The sequence below is a fragment of the Guyparkeria halopsychrophila genome, from assembly GCF_044582135.1.
Lineage (GTDB): Bacteria > Pseudomonadota > Gammaproteobacteria > Halothiobacillales > Halothiobacillaceae > Guyparkeria.
Genome location: NZ_JBDODP010000015.1, coordinates 1 through 24159, shown reverse-complemented (window position 1 = coordinate 24159; position 24159 = coordinate 1). Strand labels below are relative to the sequence as shown.

Sequence of the window (24159 nt, the reverse complement as noted above, 5' to 3'; positions counted from 1 at the left end):
TTAGCCGGCCATAGCGAACCGGCCCGCCCGGCCGACGAATCGATCCGGGCCGGTCATGCCGGATGCATCAAAACGGCGAGATCTGCTTGTCTTCGGGCCAGCGCACGCGGTAGCCGAAGTCGATTTTCCAGGACTCATCGGGCGCCAGCTTGCGCTCGTAGGCCCAGACACCCTTCTGGCCATCGAACTGGCGTTCGTCCGGCGTGTCGCTCTCCGCGAGCGCCTCGACCACGATATCGGCATCCAGCGGCGTGGGCATGCGCACCAGCACGACCACCGGCACGGCGTTCTGGTGCCGGCTGGTGACAGTGACCTGACGGCGACGTTCGATCTGTTGAAGCTTGCCGATCAGGCCATGACCGGCTCGCTCGTCCGGCGGGGCCTGGTAGTCGACGACCAGTCGGGGATCGACACCGAAACTCAGCTCGACCGGCTCGTCGGGCTTGAGGGCCGACCGGGAAAGGCCGGACTGTTGCTGTCCATCGCGATGAATCTCCCACCGGCCAGAAGGTAATGGGTTGACGATACTGGGAGCGAACCGGCCAACTACCACCGCATCTCGGCTAAGTTGCGGCGCGATCCGCAAGGAGATATTGGCGTCGAGCGACTGTTCCAGCACCACCAGGCTCACCCCGCCCTCGCCACTGGGAATCGCCGCCGGCTTGTTCACGGCGATGCGCGTGGCAAAGCCGGTCTCGTCTTCGACCCGTCCCGCCTCGGCAAAACCGGCGGCGTCGGCGCGCATCAGCGAACTCTGGGCCATCGGGCGAACCGGTGCGCCATCGTTCGGGTCGATGAACCCGATGGTCAATGGCGAAAGCTCCGGCACCGGGTAGAAACGTCGCTGGTCACTGGTGACCAGGGTCATCGGTACCGCCGGCCAGTCCTCGCCGGTCTGCTGGTGCACCCGAGCGGTCATGCGCCAATCGACCTGCCCCTCGGTGGTATCGAGCCGCGCCCGGTAGATCGGCTCCCAGCCCGCGTTCTCGACGCGATACTCCAGGCGCAGTGCCTCGTCGCCGGGCTCGAGACCGGCCTGGGTGAGCGCCACCCCGATCTGCCAGCCGGGTGCCTGCCCGGCCAATTCGTCGAGTGCCGCACGCAACGCGTCGATGTCCTCGTCAATCGATGCCTGGCGATCGAGCAGCGCTCGACGCTCGTCGGTCAACCGCGACATCAACTGATCAACCGGGCCGTTGTCACGCCACAGCGTGGAAAGGTCCTCGCCGGCCGCCGACAAGGCGGCCAGTTGATCGCGAGCGATCCGGCGGCGCAATGCGTTCTCTTCCAGCTCCACCGCCAGCCCGCGGGCCTCGGCTTGCGCCTCTTTCAGGCGGTTGGACAGGCGCTGGTAACGCGGTGTCTCACGCGTGATCTCACGCTCGAGGCGCACGCCGGCCTCGGTGTCGACCAACGCTCCGGCCACGCGCAGCGAATCGCCGTCGAGAGTCGCCGGCAAACCACCGATCCAGAGCCGACCACCCTCTTCGGGTGCCGCCCGATGCAAAAGCGACGAGTCGGCCTGGTCGAGTTGTTCCAGCGATTCGAACGTCAGCGATCGGGCCACCCACGCCCCGGCCGGTGCCACGGTCAACCGTTCGATGCCCATGGCGTGGTCATCGACCGACTCGATCAATGCCTCGATCTCGGCCGAAACGGCGCCCTGCGCCGCACTGGTCCAACCCAGTACCGGCAGGGCAACGCCGAGCAACAGACCAGCCCCGGCACGATGCCAAGTGCTGACGCCGGCACGGCGACTGATCGGCTGATCAACCATGTTCGGGCAGCTCGTCGAGCACGCCACCGCCGGCGCGACGGATCCGCACCGCCTCGGCGAGACGGTGGATGACCGCCCGGCTGTCATCCCAGCCGATGCAGGCATCCGTGATGCTCTGGCCGTAAGTCAGTGACTTGCCGGGGATCACGTCCTGGCGACCGGCGATCAGGTGGCTTTCAACCATCGCGCCGACGATGCCGGCATTGCCACCGGCGACCTGCGCCGCGACGTCCTCGGCCACCTGGATCTGCCGGGCATGCTGCTTCTGACTGTTAGCGTGCGAGAAATCGATCATCAGCCGCTCGGGCGTTTCGGTCTGGCGGAGCTGCTCGAGGGCCTCGCTGACGCTCGCCGCGTCGTAGTTGGTACTGCGTCCGCCACGGAGAATGATGTGGCAATCCGGGTTGCCGCTGGTGGCGAAGATCGCCGACCGGCCGGCCTTGGTCACCGACAGGAAGTGATGCGGGCGGGCCGAGGCACGAATCGCGTCGAGTGCCACGCGCAGGCCGCCATCCGTGCCGTTCTTGAAGCCGACCGGGCAGGAAAGCCCCGAGGCCAGTTCGCGGTGGACCTGCGATTCGGTGGTCCGCGCCCCGATCGCCCCCCAGGAGATGGAATCCGAGATGTACTGCGGGCTGATCAGGTCGAGGTATTCGGTGGCCGTCGGCACACCCATTTCGGCCAGGTCGACCAGCAGGTGACGGGCCACGCCCAGCCCCTTGTTGATGTTGAAGCTGCCGTCGAGATCCGGGTCGTTGATCAGGCCCTTCCAGCCCACGGTGGTGCGCGGTTTCTCGAAATAGACCCGCATCACCAGGAACACGTCGTCCTTGACCTCGTCGGCCAGCTCGCGCAACCGGGCGGCGTAATCCCGCGCGGCATCGACGTCGTGGATCGAGCACGGCCCCATCACCACCATCAACCGGTCGTCACGACGGTCGAGGATGTTCTGGATGGTCCGGCGCGCACTCTCCACCGTCTCGGCGCCCTTTTCCGAGAGCAAATACTCGCTCCGGAAGACCTCGGGCGGGGTCAACTGGTGAATCTCCTCGATGCGCAGGTCGTCGGTCTGTACGGTCATCTTTTCTCAACTAGTCGTTAGGGAAGGTCTGCACGAATCCGGACGGTACGACCGGACGGGAATTCGTTACCCCATGGTAAAGGCCAAGCGGTATTTGCGCCATGGACGGTCTACCGCCCGCCGGCAAAAAGCGCCGCGCGGTGCAGCTTTCGCACCGGGAAGCGTTGCCGCAACCCTTGCAGCCAGGGGTAATCAAAGCGCGCGAAGCGGACGCAATCGGCAGTGTCCCTCGCATCCTCCAAGACTCGCCCCCAAGGATCGACGATCAGGCTGTGACCGAAGGTCTCGCGGCCGTCGGCGTGGCGCCCGACCTGCGCGGCGGCCACCACCCAGGCGCTGTTCTCGATGGCACGCGCACGCAGCAGCACGTGCCAGTGCGCCTCACCGGTCGGCCGGGTGAAGGCCGAGGGCAGGCAGAACCAGTCGGCGCCGGCCTCGGCCAGATGGGTGAACAGCTCCGGAAAGCGCAGGTCGAAGCAGGTGGCCATCCCCAATCGCCCGGCCGGCGTATCGACAACCACCGTTCGATCCCCGGCGACAAAGGTGTTCGACTCCCGATAGCTTTCGCCATCCGGCAGTACCACGTCGAACAGATGGATCTTGTCGTAGTGATCGACCACCTTGCCCTGCGCGTTGATCACCAGCGTGCGCGCCGCGACTCGATCGCTGTCGGCCGGATCGTCGGGGACAAACGGCAAGGTGCCGGCCACCAGCCACACCCCACTCTGCTTCGCCCATGCCGAGAGATCCCGAACCGCCCGCGGGGTATCCGTCGCGGCCATCGCGATCAGCTCGCGTGGGTCGGCCGGCATCGCGAGCAGGTTTTCCGGCAATACGACGACGCAGGCGCCGCCGTCCGCCGCCTGGGCGATCAACCGCTCGACGACCGGGCGATTGCTGTTCCAGTCGGCCCGGCCATTGAGTTGCACGACGGCGACGGTCGGCTTCGACTCGCTCATGGTGTCTGTGTCTCCCCTCTAGTGACCTCGGGCTGTTCGAATGATCCGCCGATATGGTAGGTGACCGATGGCTGCGGGGCCTGATCCAGCTGCCGAAAGGTTTCCTGCAGGGCCAGCACGGCCCCGCCGACCAGCGGACCGCCGGCAACCGTGCCGATCAGCGGCAGGAGCATGCCGAAATCGGCATAGATCCGCGCCGTCAGGTCGAGGCGTCGGTCGACCAGCTGCAGCTCGCCGTCGATCAGGGCATTCAACGACGGGTTGATCAGTTCGAGCGGATCGACGATCAACCGTCCGCGGTCGAGACGCCAGTTTCCTGCCAGGGTCTCGAAGTACAGACCCTCACGGGTGACATCACGGAAATCGAAACGCAACCGGTCGGCCAGCGCCCCCAGGCTCATCAACCCGACCAATCGGCCGGCACCCGGGTCGATACCCTTGAGCTGCCCCTCGGAGAGGAGAAAGCGGCCATTCCCGGCCGCCCGACCGACAAAGAAACTCGTCGGACTGCCCGGCCAGGCAAGGGTCACTTGCCCCTCTTCGACCTTGCCCCCTTGGATGGGTGAATAACCGTTGATTGCCGCGATCCCCGCCCCGAGGTCGCTGCCGTCGATGGACAGGGACAGACGGGTCCGCTGACCCTGGGCGGCGTCGCTGACACCATTCTCCACCCGGCCACTCCCCGAGACGCTCAAGCTCGGCACCGGCTGCCAGTCGACCCGGTCGATCCGGTAGTGACTGTTCTCGGGCCGCGACTCCACGCCCAACCGGCCCAGTCGAAGCTCGTCGACGGTCAGGGAGTCAACCGTGAAACGGGCGGCCGGGAGTGTGGCCAGATCCCAGGCCTGTGGCGGCGTCGGCTCACTGTCCGTCGATGTCGACTCGCGATGCAGGCGCAGCCGATCAAACTGCCCCTCCAGGGCCCCGGCCGCCGTAGCGCGGCCCGCCGAGAACCTCAGCTCGCCACGATTCTCTTCGCCCGAAACACCCAGCCACCAGCCATCGGCACGGGTCGACCAACCGGCCGTCACTGCATCGAGCCACCAGTCGCCGAAGCTCAGCCGACCGATGCGGGCGTCGACCCACCAGGTTTCGCCCTGTGTGGTACCCCTGTTCGTTGACCCCCCACTCGACTCGACCGATGCCCACCAATCGAGCCAGGGGTCGATCGCCAGCTCCCCAAGAGTCAGGCCGATACGATGGGTCGCCGACTCGCCCTCGCCGGGCGGCTCATTGTCCAGAGACCGGTTGCCCAATTGGATTTTCGCCAGCGAACCGGCCCCGTCGAAGCCCAGTTCGGCGCGCCAGGTCTGGGCTGCCTCCAGGCGCGCCGAAAGCGCGCGCAGGCCACCGTTGCGCACGTCCAAGTCGACCGTCAGCGGCCAACTGGTCGGGGCGGGCTTGGCCAGCGGTGCCGGCAGTCGGCTCTGCCAACCGACCAGGCCACTTTCCACCCGGATCCCGACGCCGCCCTCGCCCTCACCGTGGGGTACGTCCACGCGCACACCGACGTCCGTTGCGCCGTCAAAACTGCCGATCAGCGCCTCGGTGACCGGTGCCCGGCCCGCCTGACCCAGCACCGTGGCGAGGCCGGTCGGTGTAAAGCGAGTGCTCGCCTGAATGCGGGTAGCGGATCGATCGCCAAGCGGATCGACCCGTGCGCGGAACGACTCGCCGAGAAAACGCCCCGACAGTGCATCGGCAGTGAAGTTGATGTCTGAGAAACGCAGCGGGCCGGAGACGTCCTCGAACACGAACCGGCCGTCGGCAACCGACAGCCGATGACCGGCAAACCGATACGTCCCGGACGCCGAGGGCGGCGGCGAGCCCGAGCCCAGACCGATCAGCACATCGAGGGTGAACTGCCCCTCACCACGTCCCGAGAAGCCGGCAAGCGCCCCGGCATCGATCAACGGGGTCTGTCCAAGGCCATCGAGGAGCGCATCGATCGCCACCGGTCGGTTAACCGCGATCTGCAGCTTGGGTTCATCGAGGTCAAAGATGCTCACGCGCGAATCGCCGACCGGCACCGGCCCGACCTGTCCCTGTGCAATATCGACGTGGTACTGCTGGTTGACGAAGGCCATGTGGCCGCTGGCCTCGGTCAGCGCCGGCCAGCCCGGTCGATAGGGCAAGGTCAGGTCGTGGTAGTCGAACACCACCGAGAAGTAGCCCCCCCCGTCCGTGAACGGCGCACGCGCCGGGTCACCATGGAAGATGAAACGCCCCTCGTCGATCCGCCCTTGTGCGCCCTCGCCTTCGAGGGCAGCGTCCAGCCAGTCGAGCGTCCGGGGACCAATCACGTGCCGCGGCAGGTAGCCCGGAATCCCGCGCGTGTCGTCGACGGCAAACCCGGTGTCGACTCCCAGATAGCCCGGCTGCTCGCCATTCGCTTGCTGGTAGAAGAACCGTCCGGCCACGTTGAGTCCCGGAAACGTGAACACCAGATTCGGGCTGAAGAGCGACAACCCAGCGGGTGGTTCCTCCCCTTCCGGCGAGCCGACCCGGTCGAACCAATAGAGGTCTCCCTGCAGACGGTCGATGCTCACCGGCTCACGAAACATGCCTGGCACGGCAAGGACGAGATCCTGCTGTTCGATACGGGCAAGCCAGCCGCCGGGTTGGCGGTACAGGGTCAGGTCCGCCCCGCCCCGACCCGCGCGGGTGCCAATGACCGGGCGAAGCAGGACGCCGGTGGTGTTGCCAAAGCCCCGCAGGTCGAGAAAGCCTTCGACCAGTTCGCCATCGATGAAATGCAAGCGCACGTCGCGCGCCTGGCCGCGCGGCACGTTCTGGTCGAGCAGGTCGAGAAATTCCGTCGGCAGGGGCGCGGCGGCAAGCCACACCGAAAGATGGCCAAGATCGGCATGATCGGTGGCAAAAAAAAGGTCCTCGCCGATCGCGCGCATGCGCACGAATTCGGTCGGCAACGGCTCCTCGCGCGACGGGCGGACCTTGACGTCCTCGGCGTCGAGATGCCACCCCTCGGCATCACGCCCCCAGGCGAGCGTCGCCGAAACGCGATCCAGTGATGCCTGGCTGGCGTCGTCCTCGCCCAGCAACTGCTCGCGGGTGACGGCGAGATGGCGCACGTCCGCCTGCACCGTGAGATCGGTCAGCCGCGTCTGCTGCCAGTCCAGCCACAACTGGCCGTCGAGGCGCCCGGAGTCGATGCGTGGCATGCCGATCTCGCAACGGGCCGGGTTGCCGTCGCCGGGACAGCCGCCCAGCGTGCGTCGCACGGTCGGGCCACCGTAGCGATCAAGGCGCTGTTGCACCTCGGGCAGCTTCCAGTCACTTACCTGCAGGAACAGCGACACCCGGCTCTGCTCACCGAAGCGGCCCTCCCCGGCAAATCGCATTGGCTCGTCACTGATCCCGGCAAGGCGGGCGTCCCCCGACGCACGCCACCGATCGCGATCGAGCTCAGCGGCGAGGCTGAACGTCAACCGATCGCCACCGCCTTCCGGATCGCGGAATTCCACCACGGCGTCCCGCACCGACAGATGCCCCAGACGGGCCAGCTGGTCTTCTACCTCGGCCCAGGAAACCCGCTGGGCATTCACGCCGGCACGCCCCTCCAGCGAAAGATCGGCTACCGACCAGCCCTCACGATCGCGGATCAGGGTGAAGCGGGGGGCATCGAGCGTGATCTTGTCGGCGACCAGGCGCCACTCGACCAGGCTGCGCCACCAGGACAGCCCCAGGCTCAGCGCATCGGCACGCGGGCCGGCATCGATGCGCACGTCGCGAAAGATCACCTGAGGCTGGTAGCCCTGCCAGCGCAGGTCGAGGCTGCCGAAGCGTACCGGCACGTCGAGCGCCTCGCTGACGACCGTCTCGAAGTCCGGCTGGTAGCGCTCCACCCAGGGCAAGAGCGCACGGGAGACGGCGCTGATAGCGGCGATCAGCACAAGCAGCACGGCAGCCGCCATCAACAGGCGACGAAACACCAGCCGGAAGCGTCGTTCGCGTTTTACGCTGCTTTCAGTGATCACCGCCCCCTCCCGGGAAGGTCTACATAAATCCGTTACCGCCCTGACTTGGCGAGTCGAGCGTGATCAAGGCGCAACGTCGAGCATGAGCGGCTCGCCCCCCGAAGGGCTCGCCTTGAGCCAGACAGCGGCTGCCTTGCCGTCCCGGGAAGGGCATCACCCTTCCGCAGCGAGCGGTCGCCTTGCCCCTGCCCAGCTCATGACATGCGGAGCGTTATCGCATGGATGCAGCCCGTCCTACCCGGGTCCACGCCCGATCACATCAGAACAATATCGTACTGCTCCGGCAGGTAATGCAGGTCGATCTGGAGCTTGAGGGGCACACCGATGAATTCCTGCAACTCGGCCAGCGACGTGGAATCCTCCTCGCGCAATCGGTCGATCACCGAGGCACTGGCGATCACCAGCATAGACTTGGGACGATACTGGCGCGCATCACGGGTGACTTCGCGGAAGATCTCGTAGCAGACCGTCTCGGCGGTCTTTACCGAGCCGCGCCCGTCACAGATCGGACAGGTATTGCAAAGCACGTGCTCGAGTGATTCGCGGGTGCGCTTGCGCGTCATCTCCACCAGGCCGAGCGTCGATACATCACAGACCTTGGTGCGCGCATGGTCACGCTCGAGCGCCCGGTTGAGTGCCTGGTGCACCTGCACCCGGTGCTCCGGCTCGGCCATGTCGATGAAGTCGATGATGATGATCCCGCCGAGGTTGCGCAGACGCAATTGGCGAGCGATCGCGGCGGCCGCCTCGAGGTTGGTCTTGAAGATGGTCTCCTCGAGCGTCTTGTGGCCGACGAAGGCGCCGGTGTTGACGTCGATGGTGGTCATCGCCTCGGTCTGATCGATGACGATGTAACCGCCGGACTTGAGCGCAACCCGCTTCTCCAGCGCGCGCTGGATCTCTTCCTCGATGTTGTGCAACTCGAAGATCGGCCGCTCGCCCGGGTAGTGCTCGACGATCGACAGGATGTCCGGAACCATCTCCTCGGCAAAGGCGATCGCGCGGTGGTAGGTCTCGCGCGAGTCGATGCGGATCTTCTCGACGAACTGCCCGAGCGTGTCCCGCAAGGTCCGCAGTGCCAGCGGCAGGTCTTCGTACACCAAGCCCGGATCGGTCATCTGCTGACGACGCTCGGCCAGGTTGCTCCACAGCCGTCGCAGGAATCGATAGTCGTGGCGCAACTGCTCCCCCTCGACGCCTTCGGCCGCGGTGCGCAGGATCAGGCCACCGACCCCTTCAAGCGCCCCCTCCTCCTCGAGGATCAGTTCGGCCAGACCCGTCTTGAGACGGTCACGCTCGGTCTTGTCCTCGATGCGGCTGGATACGCCGATATTGCGGCCATTGGGCACGTAGACGAGGTAACGCGACGGGATGGTGATCTCGGTGGTCAGCCGCGCGCCCTTGGTGCCGATCGGGTCCTTGATCACCTGCACCAGCAGGTTCTGGCCGGTACGCAGCAGCGTCTCGATGGAAGGCGTCGCCGACTCGAGTTCGGTAGCGGTCTCGGCAGCCAGGCTCAGCTCGACGTCCGAGACGTGCAGAAAGGCTGCGCGCTCCGCGCCGATGTCGATGAAGGCCGCTTCCATGCCGGGCAGTACGCGAGTCACGCGACCGCGGTAGATGTTGCCCACCATCCCGCGCGAGCGGGAGCGCTCGATGTTGATCTCCTGGAGCACCCCGTTCTCGACCATCGCGATGCGGGTCTCCTGCGGGGTGATGTTGATCAGGACTTCTTCACTCATGGCTGGCTCTCGTTATCGTTCTGCGTAATGTCCCGATCCATCCAGGCCGGCTGGACGCCGAACGTCGCCAGCAAGCGGCACGTAGCGGCCAGGGGCAGCCCGATCACCGCGCTGGGGTCGCCCTCGATCGCCTCGACGAAGCTGCCGCCCCGTCCCTGCAGGCCATAACCACCCGCCTTGTCCAGCGGCTCGCCGGTTGCCACGTAGGCACGGATGGTCTCCGCCGACAGGCGGGCAAATCGCAGCCGGGAACTGATCATCGCGTTGCGCTGGTCCTGGCCATCTCCCACCGCGACCGCGGTGATCACCCGATGCCACTGCCCACTCAAGGTGGTCAACATGGCCTCGGCATCGCTTGCATCGACGGGCTTGCCCAGCGGGCGTCCGTCGGGCGCCACGATCAGGGTATCGGCGGCCAGCAATATGGCCTCGGCAGGCCGCGACGGCGCCACCAGCGCGGCGTCAAGCTTCTTCCGCGCCAGACGGACAACCGCCGCATCGGCCGTCTCCCCGGGCCGGAGCGTCTCGTCTACCGGTCTGGCAGGTCGCGCCCGCCCGGCAACGACGAAACCCGCTTGTTCGAGCAATTCCCGTCGGCGCGGCGAGCCGCTGGCCAACCACAATGCGGGATGCGGGTCGGATTCGCGAATCATCGTGACATTCTAACGACTCGATCCGGTCCGTGGGACCGCCCCCGGGCACGGCCGGCATTCACTCGCGGTGACATTCACTCGCGGTGATAAGGATGGTTCTGGTGCAGCGACCAGGCGCGATAGATCTGCTCGGCCACCAGCACACGCACCAGCGGGTGCGGCAGCGTCAACGCCGAGAGCCGCCAGGTCTCGTCGGCGCGCTGACGCAGGGATTTCGCCGTGCCGTCGGGCCCGCCGATCACCAGCGCGACGTCGCGCCCGTCGACCAGCCAGTCGCCCAGCGAGGCGGCCCACTGGCGCGTGTCACGGTCGCGACCGCGCTCGTCGAACAGGATGACGCGCGCCCCGTTCGGGATGGCACGCTCGATCCGCTCGGCCTCCATGGTCTTGACGCGATCGATGTCGGCGTTCTTGCCGCGCGGGGCGGCCGGAATCTCGGTCAGGCGCACCGGGCAACCGGCGGGCAGGCGCTTGAGATAGGTCTGCGTGCCCTCCTCGGCCCAGTCGGGCAGCTTGTGCCCGACCGTGATCAGCTCGATCCGCACCGCTTAGCTGGAGCTGCCTGCCGCGGGTGCGGACCAGAGCTTTTCCATCTGATAGAGCGCGCGGGTCTCGGGCATCATCAGGTGGACGATCACGTCGATGAAATCGACCAGCACCCACTCGGTCTGGGGCGTGTCGTCGCCCTCGACGTTCATCGGGCGCATGCCTCGTTCCTTGAGGGCCTTGACCACTTCCTGCGCCATTGCCTTGAGGTGGCGATTGGAGGTGCCGGAGGCAAACACCATGTAATCGGTGAAATTGCAGCGCTCGCGCACGTCGAGCGTGACGAGGTCGACGGCCTTGATGCCCTCGAGTGCCTCGATGGCATGCTTAAGAATTTCGTCGGCCGGCATCGCCGCGGTCTGGTCGACGGGCTCGGTACGGGTGGATGGTGGTTGATTCGCGCTCATGAAGGAAACCTGTTGCTTGGCGGCATCGGGCCACCAATAAAGTTGAAACGGAATGAAATCGGGGTGAAATCAGCGTTGAAAACGGGCCAATGGTCGGCCCAACCGGGGATGCGGTCAACCACGGCTGAGATGACGGACCACCGGCTCGGGCACGAGGTAGCGTAGCGATCGGCCCTGATCGATGAATCCACGCAACGTGGTCGCCGAGATATCCAGCCGGGTAATGGCCACCGGCACGATCCGTCCGACCGGTGCATCGGCCAGCATGGCCGGGTCGACACGACGCTCGGCCAGCCAGTCGGCGGCCCTCCCCTCGGCCTGCGACCCCGGTCGGGTCGCGACCGCGATGTGCGCCAGATCGAGAATCCGGTCGACCTCGTGCCAGTCGGGCAGACCATTGAAGGCATCCATGCCCATCATCAAAACCCGCGGCTCGCCCGGGAACTCGGCGGCGAATTCAGCCAGCGTGTCCGCCGTGTAGGACGGCCCGGCCCGTCGGTGCTCGCGATCGTCGAGCACGAACCGCGGTTCATCGGCAATCGAGCGGGCCACCAGGTCCAGCCGCGTGGCGGCATCAAGCAACGGCTCGCCCCGGTGCGGCGGAATGGCCGCCGGCACCAGGTGAACCCGGGACAGGCGCAGTGTCTCAGCCACCTCGGTGGCCAGACGCAGGTGACCGATGTGGACCGGATCGAAGGTGCCGCCAAAAACCCCAATCATATTCCGTTCCCCGAACCTTTTGCGTGGCACGATTGCGGCGTCACGTGCTCGCTCGCTTCTCGCCTATCTACTCGATATGTCTCGTCGCTCACTCCGCGGCTCCTTGCACTCGTGCCGCTCACGACGGTTCGAAAAACGGAACACACGTCGGGTGGTGCTCAATGCCGCGTCTCGCCGTTGCCCAACACGATGAACTTCTGCGAGGTCAGTCCCTCGAGTCCAACCGGGCCGCGGGCGTGGATCTTGTCGGTGGAAATACCGATCTCGGCGCCCAGCCCGTATTCCATGCCGTCGGCGAACCGGGTCGAGGCATTGATCATCACCGAGGCCGAGTCCACCTCGCGCAGGAAACGCCGCGCGGTGCTGTAGTTCTCGGTGACGATTGAATCGGTGTGGTGCGAGCCATGGGTCTCGATGTGCTCGATCGCCGCATCCAGCCCGTCGATGACGGCCACGGCGAGGATCGGGCCGAGGTATTCCTCGCCCCAGTCGGCCTCGGTCGCGGCGGTCATCGAGGGGACGATGGCGCGCGAGCGCTCGCAGCCGCGCAGCTCGACGTCGAGCTCACCGAAGCGCTTGGCCAGATCCGGCAACACCGTTTCGGCCACCGACTGGTCGACCAAGAGCGTCTCCATGGCGTTGCATACACCGTAGCGGTGGGTCTTGGCATTGACCGCGATCGCCTTGGCCTTGTCGAGATCGGCGTCCCGATCAATGTAGACATGGCAAACACCGTCGAGGTGCTTGATCACCGGCATGCGCGCCTCACGCGAGACCAGCGCCACCAGCCCCTTGCCGCCGCGCGGGATGATCACATCCAGCGCCTCCGGGCTGTGGAGCATCGCGGTGACCGCCTCGCGGTCGGTGGTCGCGACGATCTGCACGGTCTCGGCCGGCAGCCCCGCGGCCTCGAGCCCGTCGCGGATGCAGGCGGCCAGCGCCTGGTTGCTGTGGATTGCCTCGGAGCCGCCACGCAGGATGGTGGCGTTGCCGGATTTCAGGCACAGCGCGGCGGCGTCGATGGTCACGTTGGGCCGCGACTCGTAGATGATGCCGATCACGCCCAGCGGCACGCGCATCCGGCCGACCTGGATGCCCGACGGGCGGAAGACGGTGTCGGTGATCTCACCGACCGGGTCCGGCAGTGAGGCGATCTGGCGCACGCCCTCGGCCATCTTCTCGATGCCGGCAACATCGAAGGCCAGGCGGTCGATCATCGCCTCGTCGAGCCCGTTGGCCCGGCCCGCCTCGAGATCCTTCTGGTTGGCCGCGATCAGGGTGTCGGCGTGTTGAACCAACTGATCGGCGATGGCCAGCAAGGCAGCGTTCTTCTTTTGCGTGTCGACACGGGACAGCGCACGTGCCGCCCGCCGGGCCGCCTTCCCCATCGCCTGAATGGTCTCGGTGACGCTGTTGTCGTTGGCCATCGGTCGCTATCTCCTGATCAGGTTCGAGACGAGACGCCGGTGCGCGCTCGTCATGGATTCGGTTACGGCTCGAGGCTCGGCCCGGAGCTATTCATTGGGCCGCTCACTCGGCTCTGCACCGGGCTCACCGCCCCGGGCGGGTTGCGTGCAAGATCACCCGGTCGAGCAGAGCCCAGACGCGGCCGCCCCCATCCGCGGTGGTGCAGCCCTCACCCAGGCCCTTGATGCAGCGATCGACCTCCGCGCACCCGGCGAGCAATCGCTGCCAGTTGCCCGCCGGCAGCATCCGGGCGCGCGCCTGGTAGCGCCGGGCAAGAAAGGCCGGAATCCGGGTCTTCTTGAAACCGGCCTGGTCGTTACCCGCCAGCGCCACGAGTGCGCGCAGATCGCGGGCGATCACCCACAGGATCAACAATGGCTCGGTGCCCTCGGCCCGCAGCCGCGAGAGCAGGTACAGCCCGCGCTCGCGGTCGGCATCGAGCACCGCATCACTCAACGCGAAGGTATCGACTCGCGACTGGTTGGCCAAGCCCTGGGCGACGCGGGCGGCATCCACCGGCCCCTCGATGTCCATCAAGGCCAGTTTCTCGATCTCCTGGGCGGCGGCCAGCAGGTTTCCCTCGACGCGCCCGGCAATCAATTCGGCCGCGTCGCGTTCGAGGCGCACGCCCTGTGCGGCGGCCCGCCGGGTGATCCAGACGGGCAATTGCGCCAGCGGCACGTCGTTGAAGCGCACCGCGAGCCCCGCCCCGGCCAGGGCCTTGAACCAGGCGCTTTTCTGCAGCTGGTTGTCCAGCCGCGGCAAACTCACGATCCAGACGTCGGACTCACCGCCACCCTTGACCCGGTCGGCGAGTGTGCTCAACGCCTTCGATCCAATCCTTCCCGGCTTGCCGCCCGGCATGCGCAGGTCGACGATCCGGCGGCTGGCAAACAACGACAGACTGGCCCCCTGGCTCTCCAGTGCCCCCCAATCGAACTTGCCGTCCACCTCGAAGCGCAATCGCTCCTCGCAACCGGCCTCCCGGGCCTTCGCGACAATGGCATCCCGCGCTTCCTGGACAAGCAGCGGCTGATCGCCGCCGATGACATACAGGGATTCCAGGCCCCGGGCGAGACGTTGCTCGAATTCCTGCGGCTTGGCGAGCATTGGACCTCAGCGACCGTCGGCGGGCGCGATCAGGGTGTCGGGATCGATCGGTGCGAGCATTCGGTAGAACAACAGCTGCCCCACCAGTTCACCCAGCTCGCGACGGATCTGCCCCTCGTTGCTCGACGAGGCCAGCACCCCGGTCGGATCGTAGTTGTAGTTGCGCGCCTGGCTGATCTCGCGACTGGGCGTGCGTGAGCCGTCAGGCAGCTCGATGTGATAGCGCAGTTCGTGGAGCAACTCGTACTGGCGCACATCCGCGCTCGGGTCGACCACCGAGGCGCGCTGCTCGACCGAATCGCTCTCGACCACCAACCGGGCCGTGGCGTCGCGCCGATCGTCGACCAGCACGGCCTTCGACTTGTCGATTTCGGCCGCCAGCGTGAGGTAGACCGGGCTCGATGTCGACAGCCCCGAGACATGCACGCGCTCGAAGGTCGGATCGACCTCGGTCACGCCACGCAACTGGTAGCCGCAGCCCGAGGTGACCAGCGTTACCGCCGCCACCGCCATGGTCAGCCCCAGGAAGAAGGCACGGGAAACGGCACGCATGCCGGTGTGCGAGCGGGTCGTCCTTGCGCGAGTCGTATCCATTACTTCGCCACCACGATATTGACCAGTTTGTTGGGAACCACGATCACGCGCTTGATCTCGCCCTCGGCGATAAAGCGCTGCACGTCGTCGTTTGCCAGGGCCTGCGCCTCGATGGCCGCCTTGTCGGCAGAGGCCGGCACGTTGATCTTTGCGCGCAGCTTGCCGTTGACCTGCACCACCATCTCGATCTCGTCGCGCACCAGCGCCGCCTCGTCCTGGCTCGGCCAGGCCGCATCGGCAATGGTGCCCTCACCGCCCACCTCATGCCAGAGCACGTGGGTGATGTGCGGCACGATCGGCGCGAGCATGCGCAGCATGTCCTGGACGGTGGCCGCGACGACCGCCTGGCCGACCTCATCGGTCGCCTCGAACCGGGCCAGTTCGTTAAACAACTCCATGTTCGCCGCGATCACGGTGTTGAAGGTCTGGCGCTTGTCGATGTCGTCGGTGACCCGACCGATAGTCTCGTGGAGCTTGCGGTACAGGCCCTTTGCCGCCGAGTCGCTGTCGGCCAGCTCAGTGGCCGAGTCGATCCGCCGGGTCAGGTCGATGCCGGCAAATTTGCGCTCGGCAACCTGCCGCCACAGGCGCTTGAGGAAACGGTACGCGCCCTCGACGCCCGAGTCGGACCACTCCAGCCCCTGGTCGGGCGGCGCGGCGAACATCATGAACAAGCGCACGGTGTCCGCGCCGTATTCCTCGATCAACTCCTGCGGGTCGACGGTGTTGCCCTTGGACTTGCTCATCTTCGCGCCGTCCTTGTTCACCATGCCTTGGGTGAGCAGGCGGGTGAACGGCTCGGGGCAGTCGGCCGGGATCAGCCCCTCGTCGCGCATCAGCTTGTGGAAGAAGCGCGCGTAGAGCAGGTGCAGCACGGCGTGCTCGATACCGCCGACGTACTGGTCGACCGGCAGCCAGTAACCGGCACGATCGTCGAGCATCGCCTCACTGGAGTTCGCGCTGGCAAAACGGGCGTAGTACCAGCTCGACTCGAAGAAGGTGTCGAAGGTGTCGGTCTCGCGCTCGGCGGCCGCGCCACACTCGGGACAGGTGGTGTCGATGAACGAGCGATCCGACTTGATCGGCGAGCCCGGACCGTCCATCACCACGTCGGTGGGCAGCACCACCGGCAGGTCCGCGTCGGGCACCGGCACCGGACCGCAGTGCTTGCAGTTGATGATCGGGATCGGGCAGCCCCAGTAGCGCTGGCGCGAGACGCCCCAGTCGCGCAGGCGATAGTTGATGGTCTGCTCGCCACGCCCGTCGGCGGCGAGCCTGGCCACGATGCGATCAAAGGCCTCATCGCTGGAAAGCCCGCTGAACTCGCCCGAGTCGATCAGGCTGCCCTTCTCGGTCATCGCCCCGTTTGCGTAGTCGTGCTCGGGCTCGCTGCCTTTGATCACGGGCCTGACCGGAATGTCGTGTTTGGTGGCGAACTCCCAGTCGCGATCGTCGTGGGCCGGGACGGACATCACCGCCCCGGTGCCGTATTCCATCAACACGAAGTTGGCCACCCAGACCGGCACCGTCTCGCCGGTCAGTGGATGCGTGGCGGTCACGCCCAGCGGCAGCCCCTTCTTTTCCATGGTCGCCATGTCGGCCTCGGCGACCTTGGTGTGGCGGCACTCCTCGCGGAACGTGGCCACCTGCGTATCCTTCTCGGCGGCAGCCACCGCCAGCGGGTGGTCGGCGGCCACCGCGAGGTAGGTCACGCCGTAGAGCGTGTCCGGGCGGGTGGTAAAGACGGTCAGCGGCTCACCATTCTCGACGGCAAAATCCAGTTGCACCCCGCGCGAGCGGCCGATCCAGTTGGCCTGCATGGTGCGCACCTGCTCCGGCCACTGGTCGAGCTTGTCCAAATCCTCGAGCAGCTGGTCGGCGTAATCGGTGATGCGGATGAACCACTGCGGGATCTCGCGGCGCTCGACCGGCGCGCCCGAGCGCCAGCCGCAGCCATCGATGACCTGCTCGTTGGCCAACACCGTCTGGTCGACCGGGTCCCAATTGACCACCGCGGTCTTCTTGTAGGCGAGCCCCTTTTTCACCAGGCGGGTGAACAGCCACTGCTCCCAGCGGTAGTAGTCCGGGTCGCAGGTGGCCAGCTCGCGGTTCCAGTCGTAGGCGAAGCCCAGACGCTGGAGCTGGCCGCGCATGTAGTCGATGTTCTCGAAGGTCCAGCGCGCCGGGGCGGCCTTGTTCTTCAGCGCGGCGTTTTCGGCCGGCAGGCCGAAGGCATCCCAGCCCATCGGCTGGAGGACGTTCTTGCCCAGCATGCGCTGGTAGCGGCTGATCACATCCCCGATGGTGTAGTTGCGCACGTGCCCCATGTGCAGTCGGCCCGAGGGGTAAGGGAACATCGACAGGCAGTAGAACTTCTCGCGGGTGGGATCCTCGCGGACGTGAAACGCCTGCGTCTTTTCCCAGAAGCGTTGCGCCTCGTCCTCGATCTTCGCGGGGTTGTATTGCTCGTGCATGAACTAGGGGGTCTACCTTGGCTGCGTGCGTGTTAATTGCCCGACTGGCAAGACGGCCTGGAATCGGCCACGATAAAGGCGACTAGAATACCGAAAGGAGCCACCCCCTGCACGACTCGGCGCGCATGACGCCGACCGGGGCGTGGCCCATCCAGCCGGCACGACGGAGGCCAGAGCGAATGACCGACAACCAGCACGAGCACGAGCACGAACACAGCGAGACCTTTGACGCCCTGCGGCACGGCTACTACCAGCTGCTCGAGCGAATCTACGCCCGTCTGCTCGACGAGCCCGAGAACCGCCCCGCCGACCGGGCCCGCATCGCTCAGCTGGCCGACGAGGAAGCGGCGGGGCTCGACACACCCGATTTCCGCCACGAGATCGTCGAGGCGGTCAAGGACGACCTGGAACACACCCGCGAAAGCCTCGCCACCGAGGGCGAAAGCATTCGGGACACCCTGCGTCACTGGGCCGGCGACATCGGCGCCAAGCTGCTGTCGATCGCCGATCATACCGACGTGACCCTCGAGCAGATCCGCAACGAGGCCGAGCGCAGCCAGCCACGCGAATGGACCACCGGCCACGCCACCAGTCCCAAGCGACTCCAGTGTGTCGACTGCGGGGCCATCCTGCACCACGACACCTTCGGCCCGCTTCCCGCCTGTCCCGAGTGCCGCGGTCACTCCTTCCGTCGCGCCTGACGCCGTCCGTTGCACACCGTCTTGTTCCGTGGTCATCGGGACAAGACGAAACCCTTGATCCAACGGCATGGAGAAGACGGCGATGAAACCGGTCCTCGTCATTCTGCTCACCCTGTCCGTGCTTGCCCTGCCGGCCCGCATGGCGCTGGCACTCAGCGTCCCACCACTGGTCGAGCCCGGCTGGTTGGCCGAACGACTGGACGCGTCGCGCCTGTCGATCATCGAAATGTCGAACCAGTCGTCCTTCATCTTCGACGGGCACATCCCGGGGGCGACGTTCACCTCGAAATCGGTCTGGCGTGAACAGAACGACGAAGGCACGTTGACCAGGCTCCCTGCAGAAACGCTGGAGACCCGCTTTCGTCAACTGGGCGTGAACGACGGCGATGGCGTGGTGATCTACTACAAGGGCAACGATCGCGACGAAGTGCTGGGCGCCTATTACCTCTTCTGGCTACTGCACTACCTGGGGCACACCAACGTCGGGATGCTGGATGGCGGCTGGTACGGTTGGCAACAGATCGATGGCCCGATATCGGACCAGGGCAGCACAACCGAATCGGGTGATTTCGTCGCCCGCCCCCTGCCCGCGCTGGAGATATCGACCGCGGAACTCGAAGCCATCCGCGACCACTATCCCGTCATCGACGGCCGACCCTCGTCGCACTTTGCCGGTGAGGACAAGTTCCCAGCCAATCCTCGCCACGGACGCATTCCGGACACCATCAGCCAGCCGTGGGCGGATTTTCTTCGCACCGCCGAGGACGGGAGGATCTACACCGAACGCACCGATCTCGCCCCCTTCTTCGTCAAGCACGACATCGACCCGTCGACCCCGATGCTGATCACCTGCCTGGGCGGCACCGGTGCGGCCATCGACTACGCGATGTTCTACAGCCTCGGCTATCGCAACATGCGGGTGCACGATGCCGGGCTGCGCGAGTGGAACGTCCGCGAACTCCCCCTGACCTCACCCAACAACTAACGCGTTCAGAACGACCATTCCTTCGGCGCCCTACGAGTCAACGTCGGTTGAACCATCGTGGACAGGCCTCCAGGAAGGAGGTCACCCACGGCTAGAGGAAGGGCCAGCTTCAACTAGCCGCACCCACTCACACCGAGATCGCCTTGGCAGCCGGGTGCCCCCGACGGGGCCGCGCATCGTGCCAACCGCAGCTCACGACATCACCCCTCGGCCGGGGCACGCGCCCCGGTCGCCCGCCGGTCAGCCGGTGATCTGCATGAACAACCGCGGCAATGCCTCGGGCAGGCGCTCGACCCGATCAACCACGGTGTAGTGTTGACCGAAGATGTCGGCCACGTACTCGTCCGCGCGCGGGTCGAGGCTGATGCACCAGGTGAAGATGCCGTCGGCATCCAGCGACTTGACCGCCTCGCGGGCATCGGCGATCAGGCGCCGTGGATCACGCACATCCACGTCGTGGGGCTCGCCATCCGTGAGCACCAGCAGCAGCTTCTTGTCACTACGACGGTGGGAGAGGAAATGACCGGCGTGTCGGAGGGCCGCCCCCATGCGGGTGGACATCCCGGCCTCCATGCCCGCCAGGCGGGCCTTGACCTCCGTCCCCCAGGGCTCATCGAAGCCCTTGATATGCCGGTAGCGCACCTCGTGGCGGGTGTTCGAATCAAAGCCGGCGATCGCGAACGGATCCCCGAGCGCCTCCACCGCCTGGCCCAGCAGAGAGACCGCGGTCTGGCTGAGCTCGAGGATGGTCTGGCTCGAGCCCTCGGGACGCTCGGCGATGGAAGCGGACAGGTCCACCAGTAGCGAGACGCTGATGTCGCGCTCGGCGGGACGGTGACTCATGTTGACGCGGGGGTCGGGCTCGACCCCACTGCGGCGGTCGATCATGGCCCGGATGGCCACGTCCAGGTCCAGCTCGCCCCCCTCTTCCTGGTAACGGATGCGTTCGCGGTTCTGGGGCTTTAACAGGTCGGCCACCTGCCGAAGTTGCTTGACCAGTCCCTGGTGCTTTTCCAGCAACCCGTCGACATGGGCGGCCCGACCGGACGGGTGCAGGCTGTCGAACACGCTGACCCAGTCGGGACGGTAGAGCCGGGCCTCGACATCCCACTCGGGGTAGAGTCGCGGCGGCAGGGCATAGTCGCGCCCGGGTTCGTCGTCCTCGGCGCGAGCCGCATGGCGATCGAACAGCTCTTCCTCGTCGCCCTCCTCGATGAAACGCCACAGGTGGCGGTTATCGTCCCGGAACTCGACCCGTTCGGGCGGAAACCACACCTCGGCGAAGGAATCCGACGGCCGCCGGCTGCGGGCCATGAAGGCCATCCCCAGCGCGACGGCATCCCGAGTGCCGGTTTCGCCCCGCGCCATGCGCTCATGGAACCGCGCGGCGAACGCGTCGATGACCGCGTCCGCGTACCCGTGGCCGCCGGGATCGAGCAGCGCGCGGGAGAGCATCATCAGCCGGTGGTTCACGCACGACTGGCGTGCCGGATCGCAGTCCCCCTCCGCCACCCGGGGATGCAGAGCGCGGAATAGCCGGCGCAGCCCCGGGTAACGCGCCATCGCCAGATATTCCACCCGGGCGTCCTCGAAGACCTCCATGGCCAGGCGCTGCATCGGGCTGTAATTGTCGGCGACGATCGTCTCGCTCCACTGCCGGTGAGCCATCATGTGAGCCAGCAGCGCCCGGTAGCGATCGATGCCCGGGATATCACCGCGATCATCGAAGAGATCGGGAACACGCAGCCCGTGCTCGTCAAAGTACGGTCGCTGCGGGATCTCCGCCTCGAAGGTCGGGTACGGCACCAGGGGCTCGTCATCCCCCCACAGGGCCTGCAGGTAGTAGCCCAGCCGGCGCTCGTTGTCGGTCAGCAACGTCCCGTGGCACTCGCGCTGGAGCACGCTGCGGCTGTCGGCCGACTCGAGGCTGAAGTAGGCCTTCAGGGCATCGGGATCGCTTGCATGCACCCGGGCACCGAACCGGGCCCAGTTGGTCAGACCGGCCAGGTTGAGCAAGGCCAACACGCGGGGCGCGGTCTCGAAGAAGCGATCCAGCGCCGGGCTGGGATGGATGGCGTGGTGGCCATGGATCGACGGCGTGGTCTCACGCATGACCTCCAGGCCGAGATCGAGGAAGCCCTGCATGGCCTCCCCGCATTCCAGTCGTCGGGCCACGGGCAGCATGGACTGCAGGAACGGCACCACCGCCGGGGCATTGGTGGAGGTGGCCAGCTTGTAGGCGTAGTAGGCCAGCTCATCGATCATGGCCTCGCCCACCAGTGCGGCGGTGTCCGGGGCCTCTTCCAGGTACACGAGCACCGGCTCGACCCCCTGCCCCATCATGCAGAGCAGGTTGGCGCCCTGGAGAAAGTCGTCCATTGCCTTGTTCGAGCCCAGCTTCTCCAGGGCATTGCTCAGGCAGGGATCGAAGATACTCCGCGCCTGGTCGAAACCGCACGTGAAGCGGTCGCGGTATTCCTCGCGGGTCGACTCGAAGGGCATACGCGGCAACCCCGGCTCAACCGAAGACAGAGTCGATGGCGTGGTGCAGGGTATCCCGGATATCGGCGTCGTCGGTCAGCGGCACGACCATGGCCATGCGGGCCGCCTCTGCCGGCTCCATGCCCTTGCCGATCAGGGTCGCCGCGTAGACCAGCAGCCGGGTGGAAATGCCCTCGGCCAGGCCGTGCCCCTTGAGGTTGCGTGCCGTCTCGGCGACCTGCACCAGCTTGTCGGCCGTGCCTTCGTCCAGGCCGGTCTCGCCGACGATGATCCCCCGCTCCACCCCGGCGTCCGGGTAGTCGAACTCGAACCCGGCGAAGCGCTGCTTGGTGGACTGCTTGAGGTCCTTCATCAGGCTCTGGTAACCGGGGTTGTAGGAGATCACCAACTGGAAATCCGGATGCGCCGCGAGCAGCTCGCCCTTCTTGTCCAGCGGCAGGTTGCGACGGTGGTCGGTCAGCGGGTGGATGACCACCGTTGTGTCCTGGCGGGCCTCGACGACCTCGTCGAGATAGCAGATCGCCCCGAAGCGCGCGGCCTGGGTCAGGGGGCCGTCCACCCAGCGGGTGCCATCGGCATCGAGCAGAAAACGCCCCACCAGGTCGGCGGCGGTCATGTCCTCGTTGCAGGCCACCGTGATCAGCGGCTTGCCCAGCTTCCAGGCCATGTACTCGATGAACCGCGACTTCCCGCAGCCGGTCGGGCCCTTGACCATCACCGGCATGCGGGCCGAGTAGGCGGTCTCGTAGGCGGATACCTCGTGGCCCTGCGCCTGGTAGAAGGGTTCCTCGCTGACGAGGTACTGCTCGATCTCGAATCGTTCGTTCATTGACTGGCCTGCCTGCAAGAAATGCGTTCCATCCATTCCGCAGCGTTTCCTGACGAAACGCTCGGGAATGGGCGGAAAGAAAGAGCCGCTCGTCGCCGAGCGGCCAAAGGGAGTATTGCAATGGCCGGAAATGTCCCGGCCAAGCGGGCGGCACTTACTTGTGCACGCCCAGCTTTTCCCGCCAGCTCGGGAAGATGGCATCGGCGTCGTGCGGGAAGGACTCGAACGCCCGGGCAAATTCCTTGTGCTCCTTGGCGAACTCAATCGGGTCGGCCCCGGCCTTCCAGCACTCGTAGGCCTGGCGCAGGGAGATCGCGCCGGCAGCCGGGGAGTCGATGTGGCCGTAGGCGCCACCGCCGGCGGTGTTGATCACGTTGGCGTGGCCCAGGTTCTCGAAGAAGCCCGGCAGACGCAGCGCGTTCATGCCGCCGGAGATGATCGGCGTGGTGGGCTTCATGCCGTACCACTCCTGGTGGTAGACCGGGCCGTCGACGGAATCGCGCTCGATCATGTAGGCGATGTCACGGTCGTCCTTGCCGCCTTCCATCTTGCCGTAGCCCATGGTGCCCACGTGGATGCCGGAGGCACCCTGCAGACGGGACATCTTGGCCAGGACGAAGGCGCTGTAACCGCGCTTGGCACTCGGCGAGGTCACGGCGCCGTGACCGGCACGGTGGTAATGCAGGTACTGGTCCGGGTACTGGCGACGGGCGGTGGTGATCATGCCCGGGCCGCCGACGTAGCCGTCGACCAGGAAGGCCACCTTGTCGGCATCTTCGCCGAAGGTCTCGAGAATGAAATCGGCGCGGGCGCACATCTCGAAGTGGTCGTCGGCGGTGATGTTAGCGGAGAACAGCTTGGCCTCGCCGGTCTCGTCCTGGGCGCGCTTCATGGCGTCGGCCACCAGCGGCATGACCTTCTTCAGCGGCGCGAAGACCTGGTTGCCCTGCGGCTCGTCGTTCTTGATGAAGTCACCGCCGAGCCAGAACTCGTAGGCCGCCTGGGCGAACGGCTCGGGGCGCAGGCCCAGCTTGGGCTTGATGATGGTGCCGGCAATGTAACCGCCGTCGACCACCGGACGGTCGAGGATGCGCCACAGGTCGGAGATGTCCTTGGCCGGGCCGTCGAACAGTTCGATGGCGCGCTTGGGCACGTGGAAGTCGATCATCTTGGCGTGCGCGACGTCACCCATACCCTGGTTGTTGCCGATGGCCAGGGTCAGGAAGGAGACCAGCATCATCCGGCCATCGGTCATGTTGCGGTCGAACAGCTCCAGCGGATAGGCGATCCGCATGTCCTCGTTGGCCTCGTCGATGTGGTAGACGAGTGCGTCGACGCCCTTGGTGAAGTCGTCGGTGGTGGACACCTCGACGTTGGTGCCGGTGGACGACTCGGCCGCGAAGTGGGCGGCGGTCGCCAGGTAGCCGTAACCGGGCTGCGGCTTCATCTGGTAGGCGACGAGGATGTGCTTGCCTGCGGCAATCAGGTCCTCTTCCTTCAACGTGAGATCGGCGTAACGGCTGGATTGATCGTGAGCCATGGTGTCCTCCGGAGTGGCATCAAGGAGCGGCCGCGTATCGGCCGCCAGGTATGCGTAACGAAAAACACCATAAT

The 24159-nt window shown here is 66.3% G+C and carries 18 protein-coding genes; 2 read left to right on the top strand and 16 right to left on the bottom strand.

Annotation, left to right across the window (positions count from 1 at the left end; translation table 11 throughout):
* Positions 1–67: 67 nt before the first annotated feature.
* The 13 genes from ABGV18_RS07820 to leuS all read right to left on the bottom strand — a co-directional run bounded on the left by ABGV18_RS07820 (position 68) and on the right by leuS (position 17528).
* Complete coding sequence (locus ABGV18_RS07820) at positions 68–1777, bottom strand: mucoidy inhibitor MuiA family protein (protein ID WP_396585555.1); 1710 nt, start codon at positions 1775–1777, stop codon at positions 68–70.
* Positions 1770–2858: a 3-deoxy-7-phosphoheptulonate synthase gene (locus tag ABGV18_RS07815; RefSeq protein ID WP_396585554.1), complete on the bottom strand. Its 1089-nt coding sequence runs from the start codon at positions 2856–2858 to the stop codon at positions 1770–1772. Before ABGV18_RS07815 ends, ABGV18_RS07820 begins: the two co-directional genes overlap by 8 nt.
* A 110-nt stretch (positions 2859–2968) precedes the next feature.
* On the bottom strand, positions 2969–3817 hold the full coding sequence (locus ABGV18_RS07810; protein WP_396585553.1) for a nitrilase-related carbon-nitrogen hydrolase: 849 nt from the start codon (positions 3815–3817) through the stop codon (positions 2969–2971).
* Positions 3814–7815 carry a YhdP family protein gene (locus tag ABGV18_RS07805; protein ID WP_396585552.1) on the bottom strand — a complete coding sequence of 1334 codons (4002 nt, stop codon included), beginning with the start codon at positions 7813–7815 and terminating at the stop codon, positions 3814–3816. The genes ABGV18_RS07810 and ABGV18_RS07805 overlap by 4 nt, the downstream gene beginning before the upstream one ends.
* Before the next feature lie 254 nt (positions 7816–8069).
* Positions 8070–9557, bottom strand: a complete 1488-nt coding sequence (gene rng, locus ABGV18_RS07800) for a ribonuclease G (protein ID WP_396585551.1) — start codon at positions 9555–9557, stop codon at positions 8070–8072.
* Positions 9554–10210: a Maf family nucleotide pyrophosphatase gene (locus ABGV18_RS07795; RefSeq protein ID WP_396585550.1), complete on the bottom strand. Its 657-nt coding sequence runs from the start codon at positions 10208–10210 to the stop codon at positions 9554–9556. Before ABGV18_RS07795 ends, rng begins: the two co-directional genes overlap by 4 nt.
* 74 nt (positions 10211–10284) lie before the next feature.
* Positions 10285–10755: a 23S rRNA (pseudouridine(1915)-N(3))-methyltransferase RlmH gene (rlmH, locus tag ABGV18_RS07790; RefSeq protein WP_396585549.1), complete on the bottom strand. Its 471-nt coding sequence runs from the start codon at positions 10753–10755 to the stop codon at positions 10285–10287.
* Between the two features lie 3 nt (positions 10756–10758).
* Positions 10759–11163 carry a ribosome silencing factor gene (rsfS, locus tag ABGV18_RS07785; protein ID WP_396585548.1) on the bottom strand — a complete coding sequence of 135 codons (405 nt, stop codon included), beginning with the start codon at positions 11161–11163 and terminating at the stop codon, positions 10759–10761.
* Between the two features lie 114 nt (positions 11164–11277).
* On the bottom strand, positions 11278–11883 hold the full coding sequence (nadD, locus tag ABGV18_RS07780; protein ID WP_396585547.1) for a nicotinate-nucleotide adenylyltransferase: 606 nt from the start codon (positions 11881–11883) through the stop codon (positions 11278–11280).
* Between the two features lie 158 nt (positions 11884–12041).
* A complete protein-coding gene (locus tag ABGV18_RS07775; RefSeq protein WP_396585546.1) occupies positions 12042–13310 on the bottom strand; it encodes a glutamate-5-semialdehyde dehydrogenase in 1269 nt (422 codons plus the stop codon).
* Positions 13311–13434: 124 nt separating this feature from the next.
* The gene (gene holA / locus ABGV18_RS07770; RefSeq protein WP_396585545.1) at positions 13435–14460 is read right to left on the bottom strand and encodes a DNA polymerase III subunit delta; all 1026 of its coding nucleotides are present in this window, start codon (positions 14458–14460) and stop codon (positions 13435–13437) included.
* A gap of 6 nt (positions 14461–14466) precedes the next feature.
* A complete protein-coding gene (locus tag ABGV18_RS07765) occupies positions 14467–15054 on the bottom strand; it encodes an LPS-assembly lipoprotein LptE (RefSeq protein ID WP_396585544.1) in 588 nt (195 codons plus the stop codon).
* A complete protein-coding gene (gene leuS / locus ABGV18_RS07760) occupies positions 15054–17528 on the bottom strand; it encodes a leucine--tRNA ligase (protein WP_396585543.1) in 2475 nt (824 codons plus the stop codon). Before leuS ends, ABGV18_RS07765 begins: the two co-directional genes overlap by 1 nt.
* Before the next feature lie 179 nt (positions 17529–17707).
* On the opposite strand from leuS, the gene ABGV18_RS07755 reads away from it, so the two are divergent.
* Positions 17708–18229, top strand: coding sequence for a zinc ribbon-containing protein (locus tag ABGV18_RS07755; RefSeq protein ID WP_396585542.1), 522 nt, complete (start codon positions 17708–17710; stop codon positions 18227–18229).
* Positions 18230–18311: 82 nt separating this feature from the next.
* Entirely contained in the window at positions 18312–19214 is a 903-nt protein-coding gene (locus tag ABGV18_RS07750; RefSeq protein ID WP_396585541.1) for a rhodanese-like domain-containing protein, read from the top strand.
* A 240-nt stretch (positions 19215–19454) separates the two neighbouring features.
* Here the strand turns inward: ABGV18_RS07750 and ABGV18_RS07745 are convergent, their stop codons facing one another.
* From ABGV18_RS07745 to ABGV18_RS07735, 3 genes are all read right to left on the bottom strand, one after another.
* The gene (locus ABGV18_RS07745; protein WP_396585540.1) at positions 19455–21716 is read right to left on the bottom strand and encodes a nitric oxide reductase activation protein NorD; all 2262 of its coding nucleotides are present in this window, start codon (positions 21714–21716) and stop codon (positions 19455–19457) included.
* Between the two features lie 16 nt (positions 21717–21732).
* On the bottom strand, positions 21733–22545 hold the full coding sequence (locus tag ABGV18_RS07740; protein ID WP_396585539.1) for a CbbQ/NirQ/NorQ/GpvN family protein: 813 nt from the start codon (positions 22543–22545) through the stop codon (positions 21733–21735).
* Between the two features lie 154 nt (positions 22546–22699).
* On the bottom strand, positions 22700–24085 hold the full coding sequence (locus tag ABGV18_RS07735) for a ribulose-bisphosphate carboxylase (RefSeq protein ID WP_396585538.1): 1386 nt from the start codon (positions 24083–24085) through the stop codon (positions 22700–22702).
* Positions 24086–24159 lie beyond the last annotated feature (74 nt).

Bases quoted from the DNA above. Each gene is read 5' to 3' on its own strand.
- ABGV18_RS07820 (WP_396585555.1), bottom strand. From the start codon at position 1,777: ATGGTTGATCAGCCGATCAGTCGCCGTGCCGGCGTCAGCACTTGGCAT.
- ABGV18_RS07815 (WP_396585554.1), bottom strand. From the start codon at position 2,858: ATGACCGTACAGACCGACGACCTGCGCATCGAGGAGATTCACCAGTTG.
- ABGV18_RS07810 (WP_396585553.1), bottom strand. From the start codon at position 3,817: ATGAGCGAGTCGAAGCCGACCGTCGCCGTCGTGCAACTCAATGGCCGG.
- rng (WP_396585551.1), bottom strand. From the start codon at position 9,557: ATGAGTGAAGAAGTCCTGATCAACATCACCCCGCAGGAGACCCGCATC.
- ABGV18_RS07795 (WP_396585550.1), bottom strand. From the start codon at position 10,210: ATGATTCGCGAATCCGACCCGCATCCCGCATTGTGGTTGGCCAGCGGC.
- rsfS (WP_396585548.1), bottom strand. From the start codon at position 11,163: ATGAGCGCGAATCAACCACCATCCACCCGTACCGAGCCCGTCGACCAG.
- nadD (WP_396585547.1), bottom strand. From the start codon at position 11,883: ATGATTGGGGTTTTTGGCGGCACCTTCGATCCGGTCCACATCGGTCAC.
- ABGV18_RS07775 (WP_396585546.1), bottom strand. From the start codon at position 13,310: ATGGCCAACGACAACAGCGTCACCGAGACCATTCAGGCGATGGGGAAG.
- holA (WP_396585545.1), bottom strand. From the start codon at position 14,460: ATGCTCGCCAAGCCGCAGGAATTCGAGCAACGTCTCGCCCGGGGCCTG.
- ABGV18_RS07765 (WP_396585544.1), bottom strand. From the start codon at position 15,054: ATGGATACGACTCGCGCAAGGACGACCCGCTCGCACACCGGCATGCGT.
- leuS (WP_396585543.1), bottom strand. From the start codon at position 17,528: ATGCACGAGCAATACAACCCCGCGAAGATCGAGGACGAGGCGCAACGC.
- ABGV18_RS07755 (WP_396585542.1), top strand. From the start codon at position 17,708: ATGACCGACAACCAGCACGAGCACGAGCACGAACACAGCGAGACCTTT.
- ABGV18_RS07750 (WP_396585541.1), top strand. From the start codon at position 18,312: ATGAAACCGGTCCTCGTCATTCTGCTCACCCTGTCCGTGCTTGCCCTG.
- ABGV18_RS07745 (WP_396585540.1), bottom strand. From the start codon at position 21,716: ATGCCCTTCGAGTCGACCCGCGAGGAATACCGCGACCGCTTCACGTGC.
- ABGV18_RS07740 (WP_396585539.1), bottom strand. From the start codon at position 22,545: ATGAACGAACGATTCGAGATCGAGCAGTACCTCGTCAGCGAGGAACCC.
- ABGV18_RS07735 (WP_396585538.1), bottom strand. From the start codon at position 24,085: ATGGCTCACGATCAATCCAGCCGTTACGCCGATCTCACGTTGAAGGAA.